A 24,474-nucleotide genomic window follows, 5' to 3' on the forward strand; every position below is an offset into this window, starting at 1 on the left:
GTTCTCTATGTTTTTCGTTAAAAAGAACGGTATTTTTCTAATAAATAACTATATAAATAAAATAGTTTGATAGTCCGGTTAGTTGGGTTTAATTAACAATTCGATAGGTAAATTCTCCATAATTATGACATGATATTGAAATAAATTGTCGAATTATGTAATATAAGAGGTAAAGGGTCATAGTCCTAGTATGCACTAACTATTAACCTTATTATTTTCATGTAAATGGAGAGGAAGAAAGACATGGGGCGGCAAGAATTTTTGATAGGTCAAAATATCGGTAATAAGGTTTATAATTTTATAGAATATAAAAAAAATAAGCCATTCTTCCTAAAACCAATGAAAATAATGGTTGAGACCCCTGAAAAAGATACCTACTATTTAATAAAAAATGTAGTATACAAGGGGAAACAAATTCTTGCATTAAAGAAAGATAACGACCCAAATACGATTATACTTGTTGAAGCTAATATCCACGATGGACAGCTTAAATATATATCCATGTTGCCGGATGAATATGTTAAAGATATTTGCGGGATTTTAAAAGGAACAATTGGATTTTAAACGATCAATACCCAATTGGTTGGGTTGGTTCATATATATAATATTTTAAGTTAAGAATGGGATTAGTTTGTATGTTTAACTTGAAAAGCAGATTCTGTATAAACGCGTTTTTTAAATTTTCCTAACAACAGCTAATCTTCCAAGTTTGACAAAATTCACTTTGTTGAAAGGAGAATATGGATGAAAATCGGTGATAATTCCCTAGCTAGAACGATGCAAGCGCAGTTAAATCCGGTTTCACAGAATCAAAATTTGCCATCGCAAGCTTCAGGGTCTTCTCAATTCGGTAGTGTACTCGCAGCTGTATTAAATCAACTATTGCTGCAAACAGAAAATGATTCCTTGGCATCTGATCCCTCAAATATGAATTCCACAGCGGATAATGGATTAGGTAATATGTTGTCATCCAATAATACAGGAATGGATTCCCTCATTTCTGCATTAGGTTTAAATTCAGGTGGCGTCAGTTCCCTTTTGGGGAATATTTCATCATATGGTAATATAGCTGACTCGCTCACTGGGAATTCATCAGATGACAGCTCAAGCACTGATTCATTAATTGGAACTAGTCCATTAAATACAAATGATGCTCTGTTAGGAAATTTGTCGCTTAATAATAACCAGCCATTAAATTTCCACTCTATCAATGCCGATCAGCTTAATTCGCAATTAGATGGAAAACTAACGGGCATGGGGCAAGTCTTTATCCAAGCAGGGAAACTTTACAATGTTGATCCTGCGCTGTTAGCAGCGATCACCAAACACGAATCGGCTAATGGTAAATCAAATGCAGCTTACGAAAAAAATAATGTTGCTGGTGTAATGGGCTCTGATGGATTAAAATCTTATTCATCTGTTGAAGCATGCATCATGGATACGGCTCGAAATTTGAGCAAAAATTATTTGGGTGCTGGCTTAAGTAGTATAGCCGAGATTGGTCACAAATATGCACCTGTAGGCGCTGGGAATGATCCAACAGGACTTAACAATTATTGGGTAAATGGCGTAACGAAATTTTATAATCAGCTAAGAGCATAGTAAGAATCAGCTTTTTAAAAACTTCGATAAATGAACTTCAATTATATTTGCCAACAAATAGTTGTAGATTAATAATATTTTTTCTAGTATATTGATCTAGTACATTTTTATTTTGATATATTTTTGAATGCATCAAAAAGTAATAGAAGGCACGGAAGGAGAGGAATTGAAATGACAAATATCAACCTCCTGCAATCGGCATTAAATGCCGCAAGTTTACGACAATCCGTCATAACGAATAATATAGCGAATGCAGAAACACCAGGATATAAAGCAAAACAAGTTGTCTTTGAAGATATCCTTAAACAACATTTAAATAATCAAACATCAAATTTTGTTGGAAAAACAACAGACCCGCGTCATTTTCCAATTGGAGATTCTTCTGATCTTCCTGCTCCACAAGTAGTCGAAGATGACTCAACTGTTATGCAAAACAATGGAAATAACGTCGATGTGGATCAAGAAATGACAAATATGGCGAAAAATGCGCTTTGGTTTAATTCCTTATCGAAACAGATGAACAATCAGTTTCAGCAATTATCGATTGCGATAACAGGAAGGAGCTCGTAATCATGTTTGATTCATTAAATATCAGCGCCTCCGCTTTAACTGCTCAACGTTTGCGGATGGATGTTGTCTCCTCCAATATTGCGAATGCACAGACTACTCGTGGTTCTTATGTAAATGGGAAGTGGATTCCATATCAACGTAAAATGGTGGTTATGGAACCAAGAGTCAGCTCATTCAGTCAAGTATTGCAAGGGCAATTACAACAGCAGTCACAATCAGGTCTTCAAGGTGTAAGAGTGGCTGGAATTGTAAATGACAACACTCCATTTAACAGAGTGTATGACCCTTCTAATCCTGATGCTGATTCTAGCGGTTATGTCATGATGCCAAATGTCGATGTTTCAAAAGAGATGGTGGATTTATTATCTGCATCAAGATCTTATGAAGAGAATGTTACTGCGTTCAATACAAGTAAATCAATGGCGATGAAAGCATTAGAATTGGGCAGCTAGGAGGTAAAATAGATGAATATAACAGGTGTTGGTACATCACCAATCAATATAAATCAAAATCCTTTTCAAAAAGTACAGTCGAGTAATGCGAAAACATCGTTTTCCAATGTAATCCAAGGATATCTTCAAAATGTTGACTCAACTGTAAAACAGTCTGACGATCTGACAACCAAATTGGCAACAGGACAAATTGATAATGTTCAAGATGTTATGATTGCATCGGAAAAAGCGAAGTTAGCATTGCAATTAACCGTTTCAGTAAGAGATAAAGCTGTTGAAGCATATCAAAATATTATGCAGATGCAGATATAAAGTATGACGGAAAGCTGGGCAGGGTGAGAAATGAATCGATCATGGACAGATCAAATCAAACAAACAGGTGAGCGCTTCGGTAACTATTGGAAAGCGCGAAGCTCGAAACAAAAGTGGATATTTATTGGGACATTTCTGTTTCTTTTCTTAACTCTTTCAGTCTTTATATATTTTGCGTCTCGGCCGCAATACGTGCCATTGTATTCCGGTGATTTAACCACTAAAGACGTAGGGGATATTAAAGCAGAGTTGGATAAAGAAGGATATTCGAGTTATCAGCTTAGCCAAAACGGAACCATGATCATGGTTCCGCAAAAAGATGCAGCTAACTTAGTTGTTACACTTGCTTCCAAGGGTTACCCACAGAATAACACCATCAACTATGATGTGTTTAGTAATAACCTTTCTTTTGGTGCAACAGACCGTCAATATAATATACTTGAACGTCAGGCAATGCAAAACCAGATTGCAGATGTTTTGAAACGTGTAGATGGCATTAAAAATGCAAGTGTTATTTTAACATTACCTGATAATTCCGTTTTTGTTACTCAAGATAACCAGCAAAAAGCCAGTGCTTCCGTTATGGTTGAGGTTGCACCGGGTACGCAGCTTGATTCTGGTCAGATACGTGCACTTTATACACTAGTTTCAAAAAGTGTTCCAAATTTGCCGATGTCAAATATCTCGATTATGAATCAGTATAGTGAGGAATTAACGACGGATTCTTCTAGTGATGGTAGTGATGGTAGTGATCAATCGGCATATACTCAGCAGCAAAAAATTCAGCAACAGGAACAGAATGAAATTCAGCAAAATCTTCAAAGTTTATTATCGACTGTTCTTGGAACAAACAAGGTATATGTTCAAACTTTTGTCAAAATGAATTTTGATAAAGTGAAAACAGAAGAGAAGCTAGTACAACCCGTTGATAAAAATAATAATGGAATTGTCATTAGTTCCGATAAATCTGCGATCTCTTCAAAGGGAGCCGGTTCAAGTGCCGGAGGTGTAGTGGGAACGGGATCAACAGATGTACCTGGATATACGGGGACGAGCTCTGGCGGTAACAATACCTACGATGAAACACATGATATTGTGAACTATGAAGTTAATCATATTAATAATCAGATTGTAAAAAGTCCGTATCAAATTGATGATATTACGATTAACGTCGGTGTACAGCCAGATGCGAAAAATAATAAATTATCAAAGGCTACAGATGCTGCGATTCGAAATATTATCTCTAATACTGTACGTACAGCTCTTGGGCATCCAAATATGACCCAAAGTGATATTGACCAGCGCATTACGATTTTCCCACATACATTTGCTGACAATCAGCTTTCAGCTACTAGCGGTCAGCAGAATAATTGGCTGATGATCGGCGGTGCTATTGCTACTGGATTGTTATTAATTGGTGGAGTCATTTGGCTAATTGCGCGCAAACGTAAAAAAGATGAATTGGATGAGGAAATCGAACCGTTATTATCATTTAAAAAGCCGGCTGAAGAAGCTGACTATTTTGCAGAGCAGGAAATAACGGTAGAAAAACAGTTGAAAAAATTGCTTGACCAAAGACCGGAAGATTTCTCTAAAGTAATTAGAACATGGCTGAATGATGAGGAGGTTTAATTCCCATGGCAACAGGATTAAAGTTAAATGGTAGACAAAAAGCGGCAATCTTGCTTATTTCTATGGGAAAGGAGGCTTCCTCAAAAGTCTTCAAACATTTGCAGGAAGAAGAGATTGATCAGCTTACACTTTCTATTGCAAGTATTCATAAAGTGGATACATCTGAGAAAGAAGAAGTCTTACAGGAATTTCATGACATGTGTATTGCTCAAGATTTCTTAGCGATGGGCGGTATTAATTATGCACAGGATGTGTTGGAAAATGCACTTGGGAAGGATCGAGCAAATCAAATTATTCAGCGATTAACAACTCAGCTGCAAGTTAAACCATTTGATTTTGCACGCCGAATTGATCCAATGCAAATCTATCATTTCTTACAAAATGAACATCCGCAAACCATTGCATTAGTTTTGGCGCACTTAGAGCAAGAGCAGGCATCCTTAATTCTATCTTCACTGCCTGGTGATCTTCAATCAGATGTGGCCAGAAGAATTGCCTTATTGGAACAAACCTCACCGGAAGTTATAAAAGAGGTTGAGCAAATCTTAGAGAAGAAACTTGCGACCACTATTCGTCAAGATTTCACTGTAGTGGGTGGTATCGATTCCATTGTAAGTATTCTTAATGGTGTGGATCGCGGTACTGAGAAGAGCATTCTTGAGCATTTAGAAATGAATGATAAAGAACTAGTGGAAGAAATCAAAAAACGCATGTTTGTATTCGAGGATATTATCAGTCTCGACCGCCGTGCGATCCAGCGTGTTATTCAAGAAGTTGAAAATCAAGATTTACTGCTATCCTTGAAAGCTGCAAGCCCAGAGGTCAAGAAAGTCATTATGGAAAATATGTCCAAGCGCATGCAGGAAACATTCGAGGAAGAAATGCAATTTCTTGGGCCAGTCAGAGTCAAAGATGTCGAAGAAGCACAAGGAAGAATTGTTTCTGTTATTCGCCGCTTAGAGGATATGGGTGAGATTGTCATTTCTCGAGGTGGAACAGATGAATTCGTACTCTAAAGTTTTCAAAGCATCTAATGTATCCTTGCTCGATGACATTAAAGTGATCAGCAAACCTTATGTTCCAATGAAACAAGCGTTGAATCATGAAAATGGTTCTGATAGTCACCAGGAATACCAGGGTGATAACAATTTAAATGAGTATCAAATTATTCAAGAAGCTAATGAAACAGCTAAATCCATTATTGAAAAGGCCGAACAGGATGCACATTCAATGGAAGAGGCTGCATCTGAGAAAATAAATCTATGGTGGGAAGATAATCACCAAAAACTGGCGGCTATCTCCCAAGAAGCCAAAGAAGCAGGCTATCAAGAGGGGATAGAAATCGGCAAACAAGAAGCTATTCAACAAATTAGACAAGAATATGAAGAAAAACTAAACCAGGCAAATCAGCTTCTTAACCAAGCATATGAACAAAAAGCAGCAATCATATCAGAAGCCGAACCGTTTCTTATTGAATTAAGTACGGTGATTGCCTCGCAAATCATCAAGCAGGAACTTTCCGAACATCCAGACAAATTTGTCGATTTAGTCAAGCAGCATATTCTTCGTTTTAAAGAAAAAGAGTATATAACCGTCTGCGTTCATCCGGATGATTTTGATTTTATTCAAGGACAAAGGGCCCATCTAATTTCAGTTGTAAATGGTGAGACAGAGTTTAAAATCTTGCCTGATCACTCAGTATCTCCAAAAGGATGCGTGATTAGAACTGCTTATGGAAGCGTGGATGCCCGAATTGATACTCAGATTGAAGAAATTAAAAAAGTAATTCTAGAGGCGAGAGGCAGGGAGCAGGAAAGTGATATTATCAACTGACCATTATGTTAAGCTTATTCGCAATATAGACCCCGTAAGAGTTAATGGTAAAATCACTCAAATTATTGGCTTGACGATTGAGTCCCAAGGCCCTGACGTGCGGATAGGAGAACTATGCTCGATCTATCCTGCACAATCTCAAGTTCCCATTCAAGCAGAAGTAGTTGGCATAAGAGAAAATAAAGTATTGCTCATGCCACTTGGAGAAGTACGTTCCATTGGACCTGGCTGCGATGTAGTTGCAAGCGGTAAACCAATGATGGTCAAAGCCGGCCCGCAATTATTAGGCAGAGTTCTAGATGGATTGGGCCAGCCAATTGACGGAAAACCATTGCCTATGGGTTTGGAAGAGGTACCTGCCTATTCAAACCCGCCAAATCCATTAAGCCGGCCAAGAATTCATTCTCCATTAAGTGTGGGAGTGCGGACAATTGATGGCTTACTTACAATGGGAAAGGGACAAAGGGTTGGGATTTTCGCCGGTAGTGGTGTGGGGAAAAGTACTCTCTTAGGTATGATTTCCCGTAATACATCTGCTGATGTAAACGTGATCGCCTTAATTGGGGAAAGGGGACGTGAAGTTCTTGACTTCTTGGAACAAAATCTTGGTGAAGAAGGATTAAAGAAGTCTGTGGTCATTGTGGCAACATCAGATCAACCGGCATTAATCCGGATTAAAGGAGCATTAACAGCAACATCTATTGCTGAATATTTTCGTGACCAGGGGAAAAATGTCCTTCTTGTAATGGATTCTGTTACACGTTTCGCCATGGCGCAGCGCGAGATCGGATTAGCCATTGGAGAACCACCTACAACCAAAGGTTATACTCCTTCAGTATTTGCGATGCTTCCACAGCTTTTGGAACGAGCGGGTACAGGCCCTAAAGGTTCGATATCGGCGATTTACACAGTACTGGTTGATGGTGATGATATGAATGAGCCAATCGCAGACGCAGTACGTGGGATATTGGATGGACACATTGTTCTAAACCGGGGCATTGCTGGTAAAGGGATATTCCCGGCGATAGACGTATTAAACAGTGCAAGCCGTGTTATGACGGAAATTACATCAGAGGAACATCAAAATGCAGCTCGAACTTTTAAACAATTAATGTCCTCTTACAATGAAGCAGAGGATTTGATCAATATTGGGGCCTATAAAAAAGGTTCGAATAGAGAAATAGATGCAGCCATTCGATTAAAACCAATTATGGATAATTTTTTACACCAAGGTATTTATGAAAGTTCCCAGCTAGAAGAAGCACATAATTTCTTAACTTCACAATTTGGAGCGATGTTGCGATGAAATTTCAGTTTTCCTTTCAAAAAGTCCTCGACTTTAAAGAAAAAGAAAAAGAAGCTGCCGAACAAGAATTCGGAACAATCAGAACGATAGCAATGGAATTAGAAGAAAAAATGGGAAATTTAGAGCAGGTAAAGGAAAACGCTTTTACTCAATATAATCATGTTGATCGAAAAACTATCTGGGAAATGATCGAATTTCAGCAAGAAATCGAACATATAAACAAACGAATGAAAGAATTGGCGCATCAATCCCAACAAGTTCATCAACAAGTTGAACAGAAGCAACAAGTTTTAATTGAAAAAACGCAGGAAGCGAAAATGTGGAATCAATGGAAGTCCAAATCTCTAGCTATATTTCAAAGACAAATGGAGCAAAAGGAACAAGCCATGCTTGATGAAATGGCTGTTTTACGCTATGCCAGAAAAATTTGATAATCAAAATTTTGATTTTTTTGATAGGTTTTTTTCCATAAATATATACTGCACTTTTTGATGAAAAAGTAGTATATTTGTAAATGTCCCGATCAAAAAGATTAGAATCATTGCTTAAGTGATTCGATGGACAAACATACTTGATATATTTAATTATGATGCTTTTAAATTTAAGCATAATGAAAAAATAGAACTAACTCCAAGGAAGGAGACCGCCATGAAACGTTTCATGTCATTATCTGTATTATTATTTTTGATATTTTCCTTTCAACCCTCTATATATGCCGCGGGTTCATCAGGAGAACCCTCTGTCTATGACTCGATCCATAAAAGTGTGAAACAAACAGTACAAACAAAAGCACCTGTAACGGATCAGCAATCTTCATCAATTCTTCCCTTATTTTTCAAATTTATAGTTTGTTTTGTATTAGTTGTTGGCTTATTGTTATTAGTCCTGCGTTTTCTTTCAAAACGGAATCGGTTATTGCCATCTAGCGGACCTATCCTTACTTTAGGCGGTCACAGTCTTGGCAATAATAAATCACTGCAAATTATGCTGATCGGCCAGACGATCTATATCATTGGAGTTGGTGATAGTATTAATTTGATTCGTACTGTTTCTCAAGGTGAGGAATATCAGCATCTATTGGAAAGCTTTGAAAATCAAGGTGAAGGTGTCACGCAAAAGTGGCTGCCAGTGGATACGAAAAAAGTTTGGAATTCCGTATTTCGTAAGCATATGCAAAATATGCATCAAGAAAATGGAGAGGAGTAATGACTATGCTGAGAAAATTGGCTTTACTCGTTCCTCTTCTGACACTTGGATTCTTTTCAGTTGCACACGCGGCAACACCTACTGATACCATTTTACCTGGGATTAATCTTGGCTCAAGTGATCCAAACAGTGTATCAAATACTTTGCGTATTATTCTATTAATTACGGTATTGTCGATTGCACCTGCGATTCTTGTTTTAATGACATGCTTTACCAGGATTATTATCGTTTTAGGATTCGTCCGTAATGCATTAGGAACTCAATCAATACCACCTAACCAAGTCATGATTGGACTAGCATTGTTTTTGACTCTTTTCGTCATGGGTCCCACTTTTTCAAAGGTTAATGATAATGCTTTTCAGCCGTTTATGGCAGGCAAAATTACACAACAGCAGGCTTATAAAGCTGCAACTGATCCGATGAAGGAATTTATGGCTAAACAAACAAGGGAGAAAGACCTGGCCCTGTTTCTGGATTATGCGAAAATTAAGCAGCCAAAAGAGGTAACGGATATTCCTTTAAGAGCACTTGTTCCAGCCTATACAATCAGTGAATTAAAAACAGCCTTTCAAATGGGTTTCATGATCTTTATCCCGTTTCTAGTCATTGATATGATTGTTTCCAGCGTATTGATGTCAATGGGGATGATGATGCTGCCTCCAGTTATGATTTCACTGCCATTTAAGATTTTGTTATTTATTCTAGTAGATGGCTGGGATTTAATTATTAAATCATTGCTCATGAGCTTCTAAAGAAGGGATGGATAGAGTTGACTCCTGAAATGATCGTACGGATTGCTCAGCAATCCGTGTATACCATCTTTATCGTGGTCGCGCCGATTGCCGGTGTTGCATTAGTTGTTGGACTTTTAGTCAGTATTTTTCAAGCTACTACACAAATTCAGGAACAAACCCTTTCGTTTGTTCCGAAAATCGTAGCAGTACTGCTTACATTATTATTTTTGGGTGCGTGGATGCTGCAGCATGTTGTAAGTTTTACCCAGGATTTATTGGGAAACCTCTCTCAATATATAGGGTAGGTGATGGAGATGGACGCAGCAACATGGTTTACGTTTTTATTAGTTTTTGTCCGAATCGCTACATTTATTCTAGTAGCCCCTGTTATTTCAGGTCGCCAAATACCTGCACCATTAAAAATTGGATTAAGCTTCATGTTAGCTGTACTTTGTACGGGTGTATTAAAGGAACAGATTCAGACCGTATCTACAGATATGATGATCTTTTTAACATTAAAAGAGTTTTTTGTCGGCATTGTATTAGGATTAGTGGCAAACATCATGCTTTATTCAGTTCAATTCGCAGGATCGTTAATAGACTTGCAAACAGGATTTTCAATGGCGACTCTTTTTGATCCAACTTTTAATACGAATACGCAGCTGACAGGAAGACTGAAAAATATTTTAGCTATCTTATTTTTCTTCTCAACGGATGCGCATCACCTGTTGTTTCAAGGCGTTTTAGCCAGCTTTGACTGGGTATCATTGAAAGCTTCTGTTCCAGCATGGATGGATGGCCGGATATCCACTTTCTTTTTAGTGTGTCTCAAACAGATGTTTATGGTCGGATTTATGATGGCCGCACCGATTATCGGAACACTTTTCGTTGTGGACGTTTCATTTGGGATTATTGCCAGAACTGTACCGCAAATGAATATCTTTGCTGTTGCTCCACCACTTAAAATCATGCTGTATTTTTTGGTTTATATTTTAGTGTTACCAGGATTCTTTTATCTCTTAAAGGTTCTTTTTGAAAATATGTTTGATTCGATGGATTCTATTTTGAAAATAATGGGGGGTTAAGATGCTTCGGTTTGATCTGCAATTCTTTTCTGGAGAAAAAACGGAAAAAGCTACTCCTCAAAAAAGACGGGATGCAAGAAAAAAAGGGCAGGTCGCTAAGAGCCCGGAAGTATCTTCAGCCCTTACATTACTCCTTTCATTTTCTTTCTTATTAATTGGTGGAAAGAATTTAGTGGCAGGGTGTTTTAATATTTTCATTCATTGCTTTCAGGATTATTTACGCTGGGATGTAACGATTAAAAACACCCAGGTTTTATATAAAGAATTATTAATTGAATCTGCACAATTAATTGCACCTTTCTTTGCAATCGTTGTAGCAGCAGGACTAATCGCAAACTTTGCTCAAGTCGGTTTTATGATTAATCCTGAAGGTTTGAAAATGAAGTTTAGTAAAATTAATCCACTGCAAGGTGCGAAAAATATTTTTTCTTTCCGCACTGTGGTGGAATTAATTAAATCTATCTTGAAAATAAGCGTAACTTCCACAGTTGTTTTTTTGATCATTTGGAATCAAAGAGGTCAATTGGTGTCACTTGGTGAAAAAAACATCTGGGATACTGCGAGTTTTATCGGTTCTTTAATTCTTCAAATTGGAGTTTCCGCTTCCGGATGTTTAATCGTTTTGGCAGCAGCTGATTATTTTTATCAAAAATTTGAATATGAGAAAAAGCTGCGGATGTCTAAACAAGAAATCAAGGAAGAATTTAAAAAGATGGAAGGCGATCCGCACATTAAAGGAAAAAGGAAAGCCAAGCAGCGTGAACTGGCAATGAAGCGGATGATGCAGGAAGTTCCTAAAGCTGACGTTGTAATTACGAACCCAACTCACTTTGCAGTGGCCATCCGCTATGATATAAACACAATGGATGCCCCGCTGGTGATTGCTAAAGGGCAGGATCATGTTGCTTTAAAAATAAAAGAAATTGCTAAACAAAATAAAATTATGACAGTAGAAAATCGGCCATTGGCGCGTGCTTTATTTGCTTCTGTAGAAATAGGAGAGACAATTCCCGAAGAATTGTTCAATGCAGTAGGAGAGATTTTAGCTTATGTGTACTATCAGGAAGGCCGGTATAAGGGGATGATGACATGAAGGCAAAAGATATTTCAGTTCTAATAGTCGTAATATTGATTGTTTCGATGATGATCATTCCGATGCCAACAATATTATTGGACTTCTTATTAATTCTTAATATTTCTTTATCAATGTTAATCCTTTTAGTAGCGATGAATACAAAAGAGGCTTTGGATTTTTCGATATTTCCAACCGCATTATTACTCACCACGTTATTTCGTTTGGCACTGAACGTATCAACCACTCGCTCCATTTTGTCAAAAGCGGATGGGGGAAAGGTAATTGAGACATTTGGTTCGTTCGTTATTGGCGGTAACCCGGTAGTAGGTTTTGTTGTATTCTTAATCCTTGTCGTAATCCAATTCATTGTTATTACCAAAGGTTCGGAACGTGTAGCTGAAGTTGCAGCACGTTTTACATTAGATGCGATGCCTGGTAAACAAATGAGTATTGATGCTGATATGAACGCGGGGTTAATCAGCGAACAAGATGCACGAATTCGCCGCAAAAAAATAGAGCAGGAAGCCGATTTTTATGGGGCAATGGATGGTGCCAGTAAGTTTGTAAAAGGGGATGCTATTGCCGGGATTGTAATACTTATCATCAATGTAATTGGTGGATTTGCAATTGGGATTGCCATACATGGTATGGGATTTGCAGAAGCTGCTAATACCTATACGCTGTTATCTGTCGGGGACGGTCTTGTCAGCCAGGTGCCAGCGCTCTTGATTTCAACTGCAACTGGTATTACCGTAACTCGAGCATCTTCAGAAGGCAATCTTGGTACAGATATTATGCAGCAAATCTTCAAATATCCAAAGCTGCTCTATATTGTTGCCGGAACCATTTTTCTACTTGGATTATTCACACCAATCGGATTGTTATTAACGATTCCTGTATCAGGAATCTTGGCTTTTGGTGCCTATACAATGCAGAAAAATATTAAAAAAGAAGACATTCGTAAAGAAGAAGAGGAAAAAGTGGAACAAGAAGAGGATATCCGCAGTCCAGAAAAAGTAGTCAATCTATTACAGCTGGATACCTTGGAATTGGAAATTGGTTATGGTTTAATTCCATTGGCTGATCAAAAACAAGGCGGAGACATTTTAGATCGTATCGTCATGATCCGCAGACAGTTCGCTATTGAGCTGGGCTTGGTGATTCCAACCATTCGTATACGCGATAATTTGCAATTAATGCCAAACCAATATGTATTGAAATTCCGCGGAAATCGTATTGCAGCAGGTGAAGTATACCTGGATCACTTCCTCGCCATGAATCAGGGTGTTGAAGGTGGAGATATTGAGGGAATTCAAGTAATAGAGCCTGCGTTTGGATTACCGGCAGTTTGGGTAAGTTCAGAAGAAAAACAAAAGGCTGAACTATTAGGATATATGATTGTTGATCCATCATCTGTTATTGCAACTCATTTAACTGAGGTATTAAAACGCCATGCACACGAATTACTGCGTAGAGAAGAAACAAAAGAATTAGTAGATAACCTAAAAGAAACATATCCTAATCTTGTAGGGGAGCTTGTACCGGGCGTATTATCTATTGGAGAAATTCAAAAAGTATTACAGAACATGCTGCGTGAACAAATCTCCATTAGAGATTTATCAGCTATTTTCGAGACTTTGGCAGATTATGCTGTCTATACAAAAGATCCACGGGTTCTAACAGAATACGTTCGTCAGTCCTTAACTCGCCAAATTACCGATCAATACGCAGAGAATGGAGTCATCCATGTATTAACTGCAGGTGCAACATTGGAGAAAGGTATCTCAGACTGTATTCAACAGACGGAGGCAGGTGTATATTACCTTTCAATGGATCCGCAAACAACAAGAAGAATTACAGAAGAATTACAAGGGCAAATTGAACGTGTGGTCAATTCAGGAGGCCAGCCAATCTTCCTTACATCACCAAACATTCGCATGTATTTAAAACAGTTTGTCGATAAAATTATGCCTACAGTACCAGTACTTGCTTATACGGAGCTGGAGCCGGATATTGAAATCCAGAGTATTGGAGTGGTGAATATATGAAACCAAAGAAAATCATAGCAGAAACCATGCCCTTAGCATTAAAGATGGTACGTCAGCAGCTTGGGGAGAATGCGATTATCATAAATACAAGAACAATCAAAACCGGCGGTGTGTTTGGATTGTTTACAAAACAAAAATATGAAGTTACTGCCTATGCAGTTGAAAAGGAAAACAAAGAGTTCGAGCCTAAATTCTCAAAAGAGGAAATTGTAAAGCCTGAAAAAAGAATTCCTGATCAAACCAAATTCGATCACTTTACGAAAGATCCTGAGAAAAATAGCTCTGTTTTTCATCAAACACCGCAAAAACTATACAAGTATTATTCACAGCAACCATCTGTTGCTGATAAAACTCTGGAAAAATCACAAGAAAAAATAGAAGAAAAACCATTGCAAAAACAGGTTAAGAACCCAGAAGTAACCAAAGAGGCTGACAGCGCGTTGCTTGATGAACTGCAGCATATGAAAAAAATGATGATGAATTTGATGATGAAAGATTCACAGGGGAATGCAGCTCCTACTGTCATGACAAATTGGATTAATCGATTAAAAAAACAAGGTGTAGATGATGAGGTTGCAGATTATATCGTCGAAACTTTATTAAAAAAATACGAGTCCATTCATGACTTGAATGATGCAGTTATCAAAGAAGAAATTTATACCATCATTAAAGATATCATCGAAAAAAAAGTTTCTAAAACCTCTATTGTCGATGAACGTACTCGAATGATTAACATCATTGGTCCTACGGGAGTCGGAAAAACCACATCGATTGCCAAATTGGCAACCGAACAAGTGTTAAAGCAAAAAAGAAAAGTGGCCATGATCACAACAGACGTATATCGTATTGCAGCGGTGGAACAGTTGAAAACGTATGCGGGAATATTAAATGTACCAATTGAAGTTGTTCGTTCCAAAGAAGAATTGGAAAAAGCCTTAAATAGACTTGAAAATTACGACTTGATTTACATGGACAGCACTGGCCGAAATTTTAAAGAAGTACAATACCGGGATTCCATTAAAGAATTTTTAAACTACCCGGTCGAGAGCGATAACTATCTTGTGTTGAGCTTAACAACCAAGTTCGAAGATATGCAAATTTTATTAAATGGTTTTTTACACAGCCCTGTAAAAAAACTTATTTTAACAAAATTTGATGAGACCTCAAGCTATGGCTCGATCCTGAATATTGCCTATAAATATCCATATCAATTATCGTATATTACAAATGGACAAAGTGTTCCGGAAGATATTACGACTATCGATGCGGCACAAATGGCGCGAGATATATTAGGAGTGGAAGAATAATGGATCAGGCGCAAAGTCTGCGGGAATATATGCAGCGATTTCAAGTTCAGCAGGAAAATAGCAATCATCCTTCTCGTGTCATTACCATAACAAGTGGAAAAGGCGGGGTAGGGAAATCCAATTTTACCCTTAACTTTGCCCTCGGTTTAAAGTCTGCGGGAAAAAAGGTAGTAGTATTGGATCTGGATTTAACAACCGCTAATATAAATATTCTCATGGGTGTGACCCCTAAATATAATCTTACACATGTTCTTAATGAGAGAAAGAATATTTGGGATGTATTAGAAACTGGAACTGGCGGGATCGAATATATTGCCGGTGGAATTGACATTCAAGATTTATTAGAAATCGATCAGTATGCACTTAAGTTTTTTTGGAGCCAAATTCAGGAGCTCCAATCATATGCAGACTTTATCTTGCTTGATACCGGAGCAGGGATATCGAAAGAACTCGTGGATTTCATCTTAGCGTCTGATGAAACGATTCTTGTCACAACACCAGAGCCAACGGCAATTGCCGATTCGTATTCTGTATTAAAGACTGTGATTCATTATAATAAAATGCCTCCCAATTTTCGTTTAGTCATCAATCGGGCACAATCATATAAAGAAGCCATTGAAACATCACGATCATTGAAAAATGCTTGCAGTAAATTTCTTAAAATTCATTTGAATACGCTTGGATTTATCATGGAGGACGTTCATGTCCGTCAATCGGTTCGGATGCAAACGCCATTTCTCATGTCTTATCCGAAATGTGAAGCTTCCAAAAACATTACTGAGATCGTACGGACCTACTTACCTGAAGTTGAATTGAATACATCATCTTCATCAAAAGGAATTCGTGGCTTTTTTGAAAAAATAATATCAATGGGCAAATCGTTTTAAGGGGAGAAAACAATATGGCAGCATCTTGGCGGGTCAACGTATTTTTGGGCTTATCCGCATTCCTTTTCACCTATTTGTTTTCAAATGTGAATAACACCTGGCAAATGTCATTATTTCGAGCAGGTATTGGTTTTCTAATTTTCTTCATATTAGGTTTTGTCATTAGGTTTGTTATTCATCAGCTTGTCTCAAGGAAGAATGTTCAGTTAGTTGATAAACAAAGTTCGGAAGAAAAGGCCATTCAAAAACAAGCAAAAAATATCCATAATGATAAAGCATTAAATGATGATGTTTCTTTCCAATCTCTCCCATTAAATGCTTTGCATGATGGGGATATTAATACTATATCAGATATATTCTCAGATCCAGCTGAAGCTCGGAATGTGCATAACCAGGAGGGGTAATCGGTGAAACTAGCTATCAAAGAAACAGTTCCGCATCAATTATTATGGAAAAAGTACCGAGAAAATCAAGATTCATTTTCACAAGAAGTATTAGTGAAACAGTATGGTCATTTAGTTGAGCAAATGGCGAATAGGCTGAGTGCAAGCATTCCACACCGTATTATTCCTAGAGAAGATTTAATTGGATTAGGTTATATTGGATTAATCGAAGCCATTAAAAAATTTGATTACAACAAAGGCTACCAATTTGAAACATATGGACTTTGGCGTATAAAAGGTGCCATGCTTGACGGGATTCGGAAAATGGATTGGGTGCCGAGAGGTTATAGGGAAAGGGCGAAGAAATTAAACAATGCCCTTAGGCACCTTGAGCAGACGTTGATGAGGGTACCTACTGAAGAGGAACTTAGCCAATACTTAGAAATGCCGTTGGACGAAATTGAACAAGCAATGTCTACCTTATCATTATCCACACTCTTATCTTTAAATGAACCCGTCAATGCCAATGAAGATGAAGGAAAACAACAATTCAGACTGGATCAGATCGCAGATGATCAATCGATTTCTCAAGATAAGGAGATGCAGATGACAGAATTTCGAAATTTGATGGCAGCTTCTATCGATAAATTGCCAGAAAAAGAAAAAACTGTAATTTCCTTGCTGTATTATGAGGGGCTATCTCAAGTTGAAATCGCTGAAGTTATGGATCTAACAAAAGGCAGGATCTCTCAAATTCATTCCAAAGCGATTGTTCGTTTGCGCCAAGCATTTGAGGCTAAAGGGTATAATTTTGACTCTTTTAATTAGATATAGTGCTATTATTTAATATTATTTTGATCATAATCAAACACTCTGTTATCAAATAGAGTGTTTTTTATTTTGATGAAGAATTAAACTGATCCTTTATTTTACCGATAATTAAATAAAAATGTAGTTTAGAAAGCGTGGTGTTGTGATGTTACCCTTAAATGAATCCATTTCTCAAATTGAAATATATAAATCGTTATTTGATCACAATCATGACGCCTGTTATGCTCTAGATTTAGAAGGTAATTTTATCCTCTTTAATAATGCTGCAGTGAAAATAACGGGTTATTCAAAAGAAGAAATTCTTCAAATGTCTTTTATTCCGTTAGTAAAAGAGGAATGTCTGGAAAAAACAATAAAAATCTTTGATGATATTTTACAAGGAAATAGCAGTAAATTTAATGCGTCCATTAAGCATAAAAATGGTCATATGATAGATTTATATATTACGGCAGCTCCGATTTATATTGATAATAAAATTACTGGTATTGTAGGTACTGCCAGAGATATAACAGAAAAGAATAATATTGAAAAGCTGCTAAGCGGACAAAACGCAGTGCTTGAAATGATTGCAAAAGGCTATCCTATTTCAAGAATTTTTGAAAGTATTATCCAGTTGGTTGAGGAAGTGTCAGACGGGGGAAAATGTGCAATCCTTGTTGAAAATGATAAGAAGCTGTATTTAGGTTCAGCTCCGAATTTACCTCAGCCATATACAGACATGCTAAATGGAGTTCCAATTGGCCCCATGGAAGGTTCCTGCGGATCTGCCGCATACTTTAAAAGGCCCACGTTTGTATCAGATATTAAGAATGATCCATTATGGGATCATTACAGGGATATAGCTTTGGAAAATGGATTAAGATCGTGTTGGTCCTCTCCTGTATGTGATAATCAAAATGGAGTACTAGGAGTTTTTGCTATCTATCATGATAAACCGTGTGTTCCTGCGGATGAGCATATACAGTTAATTGAAAAGGCAACTCACTTAACCAGTTTAGTCATTCAACATTACCGAAGTGAAGAAAAAATTAATTTTTTGGCCTTCCATGATGAATTAACGAAATTACCTAACAGAAGATTTTTTAATAATAAAGTGAATGAAGCCATCAAAAATAAAAAAAATGGTAAAAATGAAATGTTAGGCTTAATGTTTCTAGATTTGGACCGATTTAAATTAATTAATGATTCTCTCGGACACAGTGTGGGGGATTTTCTACTTAAAGATGTCGCTCAAAGGATTACGAGCTGCGTTAGAGATCAAGATCTTGCGTCCAGGCAGGGCGGAGATGAATTTACAATATTAGTACACGATATTAACCAAATGGAAGCTGGCATTATAGCCAAAAGAATTTTGGAAGAGCTGTCAAAACCTTATTGCATTAATGGACATGAGGTATATATTACTCCTAGTATTGGGATCAGCCTTTATCCCTTGGATGGATCTAATGCGGACGAGCTTCTAAGAAAAGCGGATGCCGCTATGTACCAGGCAAAGAAAGAAGGCAGAAACAGTTATCAATTTTATCAGGCAGAGATGGATAAAAAGACGTATGACCGTCTTGAACTTGAAAATGAACTTAGAAAAGCATTAGACAAGAATGAATTTACTCTTCACTATCAACCGATTATTAACCTTTCAACGAATAAAGTGGCAGGAGTAGAAGCATTGATCAGATGGGCACACCCAAGACTTGGCTATGTTCCGCCTAATCGATTTATCCCAATTGCAGAAGAAACTGGTATGATTGTATCAATTGGAGAGTGGGTTTTACAAACAGCGATCCGTCAATTAAAGCAAATGCAGTCAGATGGTTTGTTATTATCGATGATTTCAATCAATATCTCATTCCGCCAGTTTTATCAGCCTAATCTTATTAATATCGTCAATCAAATATTAGAAGAATCCGGTGTAGACCCAAATAGAATAACAATCGAAATTACTGAGAGTATGACAATGGATGTGGAATCGGCATCGACCATTTTACATGATTTGAAGAAACTGGGAGTCAAAATTTCCATTGACGATTTTGGCACCGGATATAGTTCATTAAGTTATTTGAAAAAATTCCCGATTGATTATCTGAAAATTGATCAATCATTTATACGAGATATATCGAAGAGCAATTATGATAAAAATATTGCCATGACTATTATCCTGATGGCTCAAAACCTTGGTGTGGGTGTTATTGCAGAAGGGGTTGAAACAGCTGAACAGTTGGAATTCCTAAAACTAAATAACTGTACTGAAGCGCAGGGCTATTTATTTAGCAAACCTTTAAGTGAAAAAGATTTGAAACAATTTTTAACTGAATCATCCTGATGTAAAGTATTTTTATCGGCCAGTTATGATGGTATAAAATATTAAAATATAGGTTTTTATTTTGAAACCTTATACAGTTTAATATATAATTTCCGTTAGGGACTATCATTCTGGCCCGTCCTTACATAATTTACGATTAGGAGAATTCATAATGGAAAAAGTATTTATTTTTGGTCACAAGAATCCTGACACGGATTCCATTTGCTCTGCAATTGCATATGCAGATTTGAAGAAGCAGCTAGGATTGGATGTTGAGCCGGTCCGACTTGGCGAAATTAACAATGAAACACAATTTGCGTTAACTAAATTCAATGCTGAAGCACCTCGTTTGGTTGAAACAGTGGCAAATGAAGTGAATTCAGTTATTTTAGTGGATCACAATGAGCGCCAACAAAGTGCCAATGATATTGCTGATGTGCAAATTCTAGAAGTTATCGACCACCACCGAATTGCGAATTTTGAAACGAAAGATCCTTTATATTACCGCTGCGAGCCTGTTGGCTGTACGGCTACTATTTTAAATAAAATGTATAAAGAAAACGGCAAAGAAATTAAACCGCAAATAGCTGGTTTAATGCTTTCAGCGATTATTTCCGATTCATTGTTATTCAAATCTCCGACTTGCACTGCAGAAGATGTGGCAGCTGCCCGAGAGCTTGCTGAAATTGCCGGAGTGGATGCAGAAAAATATGGTCTTGATATGCTAAAAGCAGGCGCTGATTTAAGCGACAAAACTGTACCGCAGCTTTTAAGTCTTGACGCTAAACAGTTCGAAATGGGCTCAAGCAAAGTAGAGATTGCTCAAGTAAATGCAGTGGATACAAATGATGTTCTTTCACGTAAAGCTGAGGTAGAAGCAGCTATTACGGAACGAATCAATAGTGAAAACCTTGACCTATTCTTGTTAGTTGTTACCGATATTTTAAATAATGACTCTGTTGCTTTAGCTCTAGGTAACAAAGCAAAAGCTGTGGAGAAAGCTTACAATGTTACACTTGCGCATCATGAAGCAGTACTTAAAGGCGTTGTATCACGTAAGAAACAAATTGTTCCTGTATTAACAGAAGTATTTTCAAAAGGTGAATTCTAATTTAATTACCGTTCAAGCTGTAATGGCCTGAACGGTTTTTTTCATTAAGGCCCTTTTAAATTTGGCAGTTAATTTCCGCTCAAGGCACGGGCGGTTCGCGGGCTTACCAGCCCGGTACTCCCGAAGAACATTGAAGGACATTCTTGAATACGCCCACGCACCAAGGAAAGGCGTTAGCTTTTTCTTGGAGTCTTCCTGCCTTCCGCTCCAATCAACAGTGTATATATCAACAATGTTTTTTTACTTAGCTTTCATTAAAAATCAATAATGCTAGCTCCCATAAAATTTAAAAACAGCGTGTGGAATCAATTCCACACGCTGTCTTTAACACTTTCGATATGTTTTACTAAATAAAGTATACTTAGCGATCTTTTCTAAATCGGCTTCATAACCGATTCCTGGGGAGGTTGGTACGGTAATCATGCCATCTGCTACCGTTACTTCCGGATGAATGATATCCTCGGCAAAATATAAAGAGGAGCCGGCTGTATCACCAGGTAATCTAAAACCAGGCAATGTTGTCAAAGCAATATTGTGAGCCCTTCCAATTCCAGACTCAAGCATGCCGCCGCACCACAGCGGTACGTTCCTCTCCAAACAGAAATCATGGATTCTTTTTGCTTGTGTAAGTCCGCCAACACGGCCTACTTTAATATTAATAATTTTACAGCTTTCCAGTTTAAGTGCCTTCCTTGCATCCTCTAATGAGTGAATACTTTCATCTAGACAAACTGGTGTTTTTAGCCGTGCCTGTAAATCAGCATGGTCAATAATATCATTATGGGCCAAGGGCTGCTCAATCATCATCAGATTGTAATCATCAAGTGCAGCCAATAGCTCAATATCCGCTAGAGTGTAGGCAGAGTTCGCATCAGCCATTAGCGGAATATCAGGGAATACCTTTCGAACCTTGTCGATTAATTCAACATCCCAGCCCGGTTTTATTTTAAGCTTAAAGCGCTTATAGCCCTCTGAACGACGCTTTTCAATGACTTCTAATGTCTCATCGATCGAATCCTTGATTCCGATGCTGACGCCAACGTCTATTTTATCTTTCGTTCCGCCTAGTAGTCTAGCTAGGGGAGCATTCTGCTGTTTAGCGTATAGATCCCACGCTGCCATTTCCAGACAAGCCTTTGCCATATAATTGCTTCGAATGTGGGAGAATAAATTTTCCGTCAACTCATCAGGATGGTTAAAATCTTTATTTAATAATAACGGAAGTAAAAAGTCCTCTAAAATATGCCAGTTGGTTTTAACCGTTTCTTCATTATAATAAGGTGTTGGCATGGCTACACTTTCCGCCCAGCCGGTTAACCCATCCTCACTTTTGGCTTCGACCAGAATAAAATCCCGATCATACTCAGTTCCAAAACTGGTTGTAAACGGATATAACAAATCCATTTTCATATGCCTTAATGTTACTTGAGCTATTTTCATTTCTACATCTCCTTATCACTGTTGTCTTTCCTTAGAATATAAAAGTTGACTGGGATGTCATACTGAGAATTTTTTGCAAATCCGTTAACTTGCCATCCTTGCTTGAAAGCTTGTGAAAAAACTGTTCTAGTATTCAATCTCCAACTCATTGCAGCTTCAATATTCGTATCTTTGATGAATTGATATTGCTTTGGAATCGCTACAAAGGCAACTCCTTCATCATTAGATAGGGGAAGGGGAGAAGCAGGGATCGGATAGCCGTCTTTATGTAATTCCCATGGAGTAAGGGAATTCTTGATTAAATCTTCCAGCTCAAATTCTTCTGAACTATTTTGCTTTGAATTTCCTGCAATATGCCATTCTACTAAGAATCGATCGGAAGGAATGCCGTCATTCAGCAAATCCTCCATTTCACCATAGCAATTTTCTATATACGTCGAACTAATTCCGCCTAATTTGGCAATATTTAAATAACCGTTAACACTTTCCAACGGGTCATATGTCCAGGTAATAAGTGAGTAGCCTAATTCTATTGCCGCATCGCGCTGCGCCAGCTTTAACATCTCGCCAATCCCTTTGTTCCGGTACTCAACATCAGTGGCTAAAATATGTGAGCAAAGATATACCGATTTTCCGTTAAAACCGGGAAAGCTGTATTGGAATGCAACCAATCTCTCGCCGTCAAAAGCACCTAAAACCAAACCGCCGTTTTTGACGGCGGTAATCGTTTGGTGTGTAGGGATGGAGTCTGCTTGTCCCCAAATTTTACTTTCCAGCTTTCTTGCTTCTTCCAGCTCTTCAATCTGATGAAGGGAACGAATCTGAATATCTTGTCCATTTGTCATTCTCAATTCCCCTTAGTAAAATTTTATTCCCTGCTGAAATCACATTCTTCTAATGGCACTAATTTTGATTTCTTTACAATTTTAAATCCGAAGTACCCTAATATAAAGAGGGGAAGTCCGATATAGGATACGGCGATTCCATACCAATCAATTTTATTGCCAATGAATGCCTGATAATTTGTACCAAGCATAGCAATTAAGCAAAGTACGGTCGCCAGGATTGGTCCCAATGGGAACCATTTTGCCACATATGGCAGGTCGTTCATATTTTTTCCTTGTGCCTTGTAGGCTTTTCTAAAGCGTAGGTGAGTAATTGAAATACTTAACCAGGATAGGTAACCTGCTAAACCAGCAGCATTTAATAGCCAATTATAAACAGTTCCATCTCCGAACATGGATGTAAGGAAGCAAAGCATTCCAACTAGCGTTGTTGCGATAATGGCTGGAGCCGGAACGCCGCCCTTGCTAATTTTTTTCAAAAACGCAGGCGCTTTGCGCTCTTCCGCTAAAGTCCAGAGTACACGAGAGCCTACGTATAGCGCGGAGTTACCAGCAGATAGAACGGATGTCAAAATAACAGCATTCATAGCAGCAGCAGCAAATGCAAAACCAGCATGTTTGAAAACAAGTGTAAATGGACTTACAGCAATATTCGTTATATCTGAACTTAATAGGTTTGGATCTTTATAGCTAATTAGACAGCCGATAACAAAAATGGCCAAAACGTAGAATAATAGAATCCGCCAAAAGATTTGTCGGATCGAACGCGGCATATCCTTCTCCGGATTTTCACTTTCACCGGCAGCAACACCGACCATTTCTGTCCCTTGGAAGGCAAATCCGACAACCATAAATACACTAAATATCGATAAAATGCCGCCTTTAAATGGCGCTTCTCCTTGTGTCAATAAAGCAAATCCACCGCTATGACCACTCATAATTCCAAAAATCATCAGTAAACCAATGGCAATGAAAACAATGATAGTGACAACTTTGATAATAGAGAACCAGAACTCCGCTTCACCATAGCCTTTAACTGACAATATATTAAGTAGAAAAATAATAGCTAGAAAACTAGCGCTCCAAACAATTCCAGGTACATGAGGGAGCCAGTATTTCATAATTAAGGATGAGGCAGACAATTCCAAGGCAAGGATAATGGCATTGTTATACCAATAGTTCCATCCTACTGCGAATCCTAGTGCTGGGTCGACAAATCTTGATGTATAAGTACTGAAGGATCCGGAAATGGGGATAAATGCAGCCATTTCTGCCAAACTGGTCATTAGGAAATAGACCATGATCCCTGCGATTAAATAGGCAGCCAAAGCACCCCCAGGCCCGGCATCATGGATGGTAGTACCGCTAGCTAAAAACAATCCAGTTCCAATCGTACCGCCAATTGCGATCATCGTTAAATGTCTTGTTTTCAGCTTACGCTCTAAGTGCTCTTTTTGTGGAGAAGAAGATGGAACAGTTGTTTCAGATTTGCGTACAGTATTTTCCATATAACACC

25 protein-coding genes are annotated in these 24,474 nt (G+C 37.9%); 22 read left to right on the forward strand and 3 right to left on the reverse strand.

Translation table 11 applies throughout. From position 1 onward, the window contains the following. Window positions 1-225 precede the first annotated feature (225 nt). The 22 genes from HPT25_RS18740 to HPT25_RS18845 all read left to right on the forward strand — a co-directional run bounded on the left by HPT25_RS18740 (window position 226) and on the right by HPT25_RS18845 (window position 20,673). Window positions 226-564 (forward strand): hypothetical protein, encoded by a 339-nt coding sequence (locus HPT25_RS18740; protein ID WP_217269753.1) that lies wholly within the window; start codon window positions 226-228, stop codon window positions 562-564. A 180-nt stretch (window positions 565-744) separates the two neighbouring features. After that, complete coding sequence (locus tag HPT25_RS18745) at window positions 745-1,602, forward strand: glucosaminidase domain-containing protein (protein ID WP_173067616.1); 858 nt, start codon at window positions 745-747, stop codon at window positions 1,600-1,602. Window positions 1,603-1,773: 171 nt separating this feature from the next. Then, the gene (flgB, locus tag HPT25_RS18750) at window positions 1,774-2,172 is read left to right on the forward strand and encodes a flagellar basal body rod protein FlgB (RefSeq protein ID WP_173067618.1); all 399 of its coding nucleotides are present in this window, start codon (window positions 1,774-1,776) and stop codon (window positions 2,170-2,172) included. 2 nt (window positions 2,173-2,174) lie between these two features. Further along, window positions 2,175-2,624, forward strand: a complete 450-nt coding sequence (gene flgC / locus HPT25_RS18755; RefSeq protein WP_173067621.1) for a flagellar basal body rod protein FlgC — start codon at window positions 2,175-2,177, stop codon at window positions 2,622-2,624. A gap of 12 nt (window positions 2,625-2,636) precedes the next feature. Then, window positions 2,637-2,936, forward strand: coding sequence for a flagellar hook-basal body complex protein FliE (gene fliE, locus HPT25_RS18760; protein ID WP_173067624.1), 300 nt, complete (start codon window positions 2,637-2,639; stop codon window positions 2,934-2,936). Between the two features lie 30 nt (window positions 2,937-2,966). Then, entirely contained in the window at window positions 2,967-4,568 is a 1,602-nt protein-coding gene (gene fliF / locus HPT25_RS18765) for a flagellar basal-body MS-ring/collar protein FliF (RefSeq protein ID WP_173067626.1), read from the forward strand. 5 nt (window positions 4,569-4,573) lie between these two features. Beyond that, the gene (gene fliG, locus HPT25_RS18770) at window positions 4,574-5,584 is read left to right on the forward strand and encodes a flagellar motor switch protein FliG (RefSeq protein ID WP_173067629.1); all 1,011 of its coding nucleotides are present in this window, start codon (window positions 4,574-4,576) and stop codon (window positions 5,582-5,584) included. Next, window positions 5,568-6,401, forward strand: a complete 834-nt coding sequence (locus tag HPT25_RS18775; RefSeq protein WP_173067632.1) for a FliH/SctL family protein — start codon at window positions 5,568-5,570, stop codon at window positions 6,399-6,401. The genes fliG and HPT25_RS18775 overlap by 17 nt, the downstream gene beginning before the upstream one ends. Continuing rightward, window positions 6,388-7,707, forward strand: coding sequence for a flagellar protein export ATPase FliI (gene fliI, locus HPT25_RS18780; RefSeq protein ID WP_376767982.1), 1,320 nt, complete (start codon window positions 6,388-6,390; stop codon window positions 7,705-7,707). Before HPT25_RS18775 ends, fliI begins: the two co-directional genes overlap by 14 nt. Continuing rightward, window positions 7,704-8,138 (forward strand): flagellar export protein FliJ, encoded by a 435-nt coding sequence (fliJ, locus tag HPT25_RS18785; RefSeq protein WP_173067638.1) that lies wholly within the window; start codon window positions 7,704-7,706, stop codon window positions 8,136-8,138. The genes fliI and fliJ overlap by 4 nt, the downstream gene beginning before the upstream one ends. A 217-nt stretch (window positions 8,139-8,355) precedes the next feature. Further along, on the forward strand, window positions 8,356-8,913 hold the full coding sequence (locus HPT25_RS18790) for a flagellar biosynthetic protein FliO (RefSeq protein ID WP_173067642.1): 558 nt from the start codon (window positions 8,356-8,358) through the stop codon (window positions 8,911-8,913). Between the two features lie 5 nt (window positions 8,914-8,918). Continuing rightward, complete coding sequence (gene fliP, locus HPT25_RS18795; RefSeq protein ID WP_173067645.1) at window positions 8,919-9,665, forward strand: flagellar type III secretion system pore protein FliP; 747 nt, start codon at window positions 8,919-8,921, stop codon at window positions 9,663-9,665. A 17-nt stretch (window positions 9,666-9,682) separates the two neighbouring features. Next, on the forward strand, window positions 9,683-9,952 hold the full coding sequence (fliQ, locus tag HPT25_RS18800) for a flagellar biosynthesis protein FliQ (RefSeq protein WP_246277227.1): 270 nt from the start codon (window positions 9,683-9,685) through the stop codon (window positions 9,950-9,952). Between the two features lie 3 nt (window positions 9,953-9,955). After that, window positions 9,956-10,732, forward strand: coding sequence for a flagellar biosynthetic protein FliR (fliR, locus tag HPT25_RS18805; protein ID WP_246277366.1), 777 nt, complete (start codon window positions 9,956-9,958; stop codon window positions 10,730-10,732). A 1-nt stretch (window position 10,733) separates the two neighbouring features. After that, window positions 10,734-11,825: a flagellar biosynthesis protein FlhB gene (flhB, locus tag HPT25_RS18810; protein ID WP_173067649.1), complete on the forward strand. Its 1,092-nt coding sequence runs from the start codon at window positions 10,734-10,736 to the stop codon at window positions 11,823-11,825. Continuing rightward, window positions 11,822-13,855: a flagellar biosynthesis protein FlhA gene (gene flhA, locus HPT25_RS18815; protein ID WP_173067652.1), complete on the forward strand. Its 2,034-nt coding sequence runs from the start codon at window positions 11,822-11,824 to the stop codon at window positions 13,853-13,855. The genes flhB and flhA overlap by 4 nt, the downstream gene beginning before the upstream one ends. Further along, the gene (gene flhF, locus HPT25_RS18820; protein ID WP_173067654.1) at window positions 13,852-15,162 is read left to right on the forward strand and encodes a flagellar biosynthesis GTPase FlhF; all 1,311 of its coding nucleotides are present in this window, start codon (window positions 13,852-13,854) and stop codon (window positions 15,160-15,162) included. The genes flhA and flhF overlap by 4 nt, the downstream gene beginning before the upstream one ends. Then, window positions 15,162-16,049 carry a MinD/ParA family protein gene (locus tag HPT25_RS18825; protein ID WP_173067657.1) on the forward strand — a complete coding sequence of 296 codons (888 nt, stop codon included), beginning with the start codon at window positions 15,162-15,164 and terminating at the stop codon, window positions 16,047-16,049. The genes flhF and HPT25_RS18825 overlap by 1 nt, the downstream gene beginning before the upstream one ends. 14 nt (window positions 16,050-16,063) lie before the next feature. Next, on the forward strand, window positions 16,064-16,453 hold the full coding sequence (locus HPT25_RS18830) for a hypothetical protein (protein ID WP_173067659.1): 390 nt from the start codon (window positions 16,064-16,066) through the stop codon (window positions 16,451-16,453). A 3-nt stretch (window positions 16,454-16,456) separates the two neighbouring features. Then, on the forward strand, window positions 16,457-17,260 hold the full coding sequence (locus tag HPT25_RS18835; protein WP_173067662.1) for a sigma-70 family RNA polymerase sigma factor: 804 nt from the start codon (window positions 16,457-16,459) through the stop codon (window positions 17,258-17,260). 148 nt (window positions 17,261-17,408) lie between these two features. Further along, window positions 17,409-19,583, forward strand: coding sequence for an EAL domain-containing protein (locus tag HPT25_RS18840; protein ID WP_173067665.1), 2,175 nt, complete (start codon window positions 17,409-17,411; stop codon window positions 19,581-19,583). 151 nt (window positions 19,584-19,734) lie between these two features. Next, on the forward strand, window positions 19,735-20,673 hold the full coding sequence (locus HPT25_RS18845) for a manganese-dependent inorganic pyrophosphatase (RefSeq protein WP_173067668.1): 939 nt from the start codon (window positions 19,735-19,737) through the stop codon (window positions 20,671-20,673). A gap of 324 nt (window positions 20,674-20,997) precedes the next feature. Here the strand turns inward: HPT25_RS18845 and menC are convergent, their stop codons facing one another. From menC to HPT25_RS18860, 3 genes are read right to left on the reverse strand one after another with little or no spacing between them, the layout of a single operon-like run. Then, the gene (gene menC / locus HPT25_RS18850; RefSeq protein ID WP_173067671.1) at window positions 20,998-22,113 is read right to left on the reverse strand and encodes an o-succinylbenzoate synthase; all 1,116 of its coding nucleotides are present in this window, start codon (window positions 22,111-22,113) and stop codon (window positions 20,998-21,000) included. A gap of 2 nt (window positions 22,114-22,115) precedes the next feature. Further along, window positions 22,116-22,958, reverse strand: a complete 843-nt coding sequence (locus HPT25_RS18855; RefSeq protein ID WP_173067674.1) for a GNAT family N-acetyltransferase — start codon at window positions 22,956-22,958, stop codon at window positions 22,116-22,118. A gap of 23 nt (window positions 22,959-22,981) precedes the next feature. Continuing rightward, entirely contained in the window at window positions 22,982-24,466 is a 1,485-nt protein-coding gene (locus HPT25_RS18860; protein ID WP_173067677.1) for an amino acid permease, read from the reverse strand. Window positions 24,467-24,474: the final 8 nt, after the last annotated feature.

The sequence above is a fragment of the Neobacillus endophyticus genome (genome assembly GCF_013248975.1).
In the GTDB taxonomy this organism is placed as follows: Bacteria; Bacillota; Bacilli; order Bacillales; family Cytobacillaceae; genus Neobacillus; species Neobacillus endophyticus.

Bases quoted from the DNA above. Each gene is read 5' to 3' on its own strand.
- HPT25_RS18740 (WP_217269753.1), top strand. From the start codon at position 226: ATGGAGAGGAAGAAAGACATGGGGCGGCAAGAATTTTTGATAGGTCAA.
- HPT25_RS18745 (WP_173067616.1), top strand. From the start codon at position 745: ATGAAAATCGGTGATAATTCCCTAGCTAGAACGATGCAAGCGCAGTTA.
- flgB (WP_173067618.1), top strand. From the start codon at position 1,774: ATGACAAATATCAACCTCCTGCAATCGGCATTAAATGCCGCAAGTTTA.
- flgC (WP_173067621.1), top strand. From the start codon at position 2,175: ATGTTTGATTCATTAAATATCAGCGCCTCCGCTTTAACTGCTCAACGT.
- fliE (WP_173067624.1), top strand. From the start codon at position 2,637: ATGAATATAACAGGTGTTGGTACATCACCAATCAATATAAATCAAAAT.
- fliF (WP_173067626.1), top strand. From the start codon at position 2,967: ATGAATCGATCATGGACAGATCAAATCAAACAAACAGGTGAGCGCTTC.
- fliG (WP_173067629.1), top strand. From the start codon at position 4,574: ATGGCAACAGGATTAAAGTTAAATGGTAGACAAAAAGCGGCAATCTTG.
- HPT25_RS18775 (WP_173067632.1), top strand. From the start codon at position 5,568: ATGAATTCGTACTCTAAAGTTTTCAAAGCATCTAATGTATCCTTGCTC.
- fliJ (WP_173067638.1), top strand. From the start codon at position 7,704: ATGAAATTTCAGTTTTCCTTTCAAAAAGTCCTCGACTTTAAAGAAAAA.
- HPT25_RS18790 (WP_173067642.1), top strand. From the start codon at position 8,356: ATGAAACGTTTCATGTCATTATCTGTATTATTATTTTTGATATTTTCC.
- fliP (WP_173067645.1), top strand. From the start codon at position 8,919: ATGCTGAGAAAATTGGCTTTACTCGTTCCTCTTCTGACACTTGGATTC.
- fliR (WP_246277366.1), top strand. From the start codon at position 9,956: ATGGAGATGGACGCAGCAACATGGTTTACGTTTTTATTAGTTTTTGTC.
- flhB (WP_173067649.1), top strand. From the start codon at position 10,734: ATGCTTCGGTTTGATCTGCAATTCTTTTCTGGAGAAAAAACGGAAAAA.
- flhA (WP_173067652.1), top strand. From the start codon at position 11,822: ATGAAGGCAAAAGATATTTCAGTTCTAATAGTCGTAATATTGATTGTT.
- flhF (WP_173067654.1), top strand. From the start codon at position 13,852: ATGAAACCAAAGAAAATCATAGCAGAAACCATGCCCTTAGCATTAAAG.
- HPT25_RS18825 (WP_173067657.1), top strand. From the start codon at position 15,162: ATGGATCAGGCGCAAAGTCTGCGGGAATATATGCAGCGATTTCAAGTT.
- HPT25_RS18830 (WP_173067659.1), top strand. From the start codon at position 16,064: ATGGCAGCATCTTGGCGGGTCAACGTATTTTTGGGCTTATCCGCATTC.
- HPT25_RS18840 (WP_173067665.1), top strand. From the start codon at position 17,409: ATGTTACCCTTAAATGAATCCATTTCTCAAATTGAAATATATAAATCG.
- HPT25_RS18845 (WP_173067668.1), top strand. From the start codon at position 19,735: ATGGAAAAAGTATTTATTTTTGGTCACAAGAATCCTGACACGGATTCC.
- menC (WP_173067671.1), bottom strand. From the start codon at position 22,113: ATGAAAATAGCTCAAGTAACATTAAGGCATATGAAAATGGATTTGTTA.
- HPT25_RS18855 (WP_173067674.1), bottom strand. From the start codon at position 22,958: ATGACAAATGGACAAGATATTCAGATTCGTTCCCTTCATCAGATTGAA.
- HPT25_RS18860 (WP_173067677.1), bottom strand. From the start codon at position 24,466: ATGGAAAATACTGTACGCAAATCTGAAACAACTGTTCCATCTTCTTCT.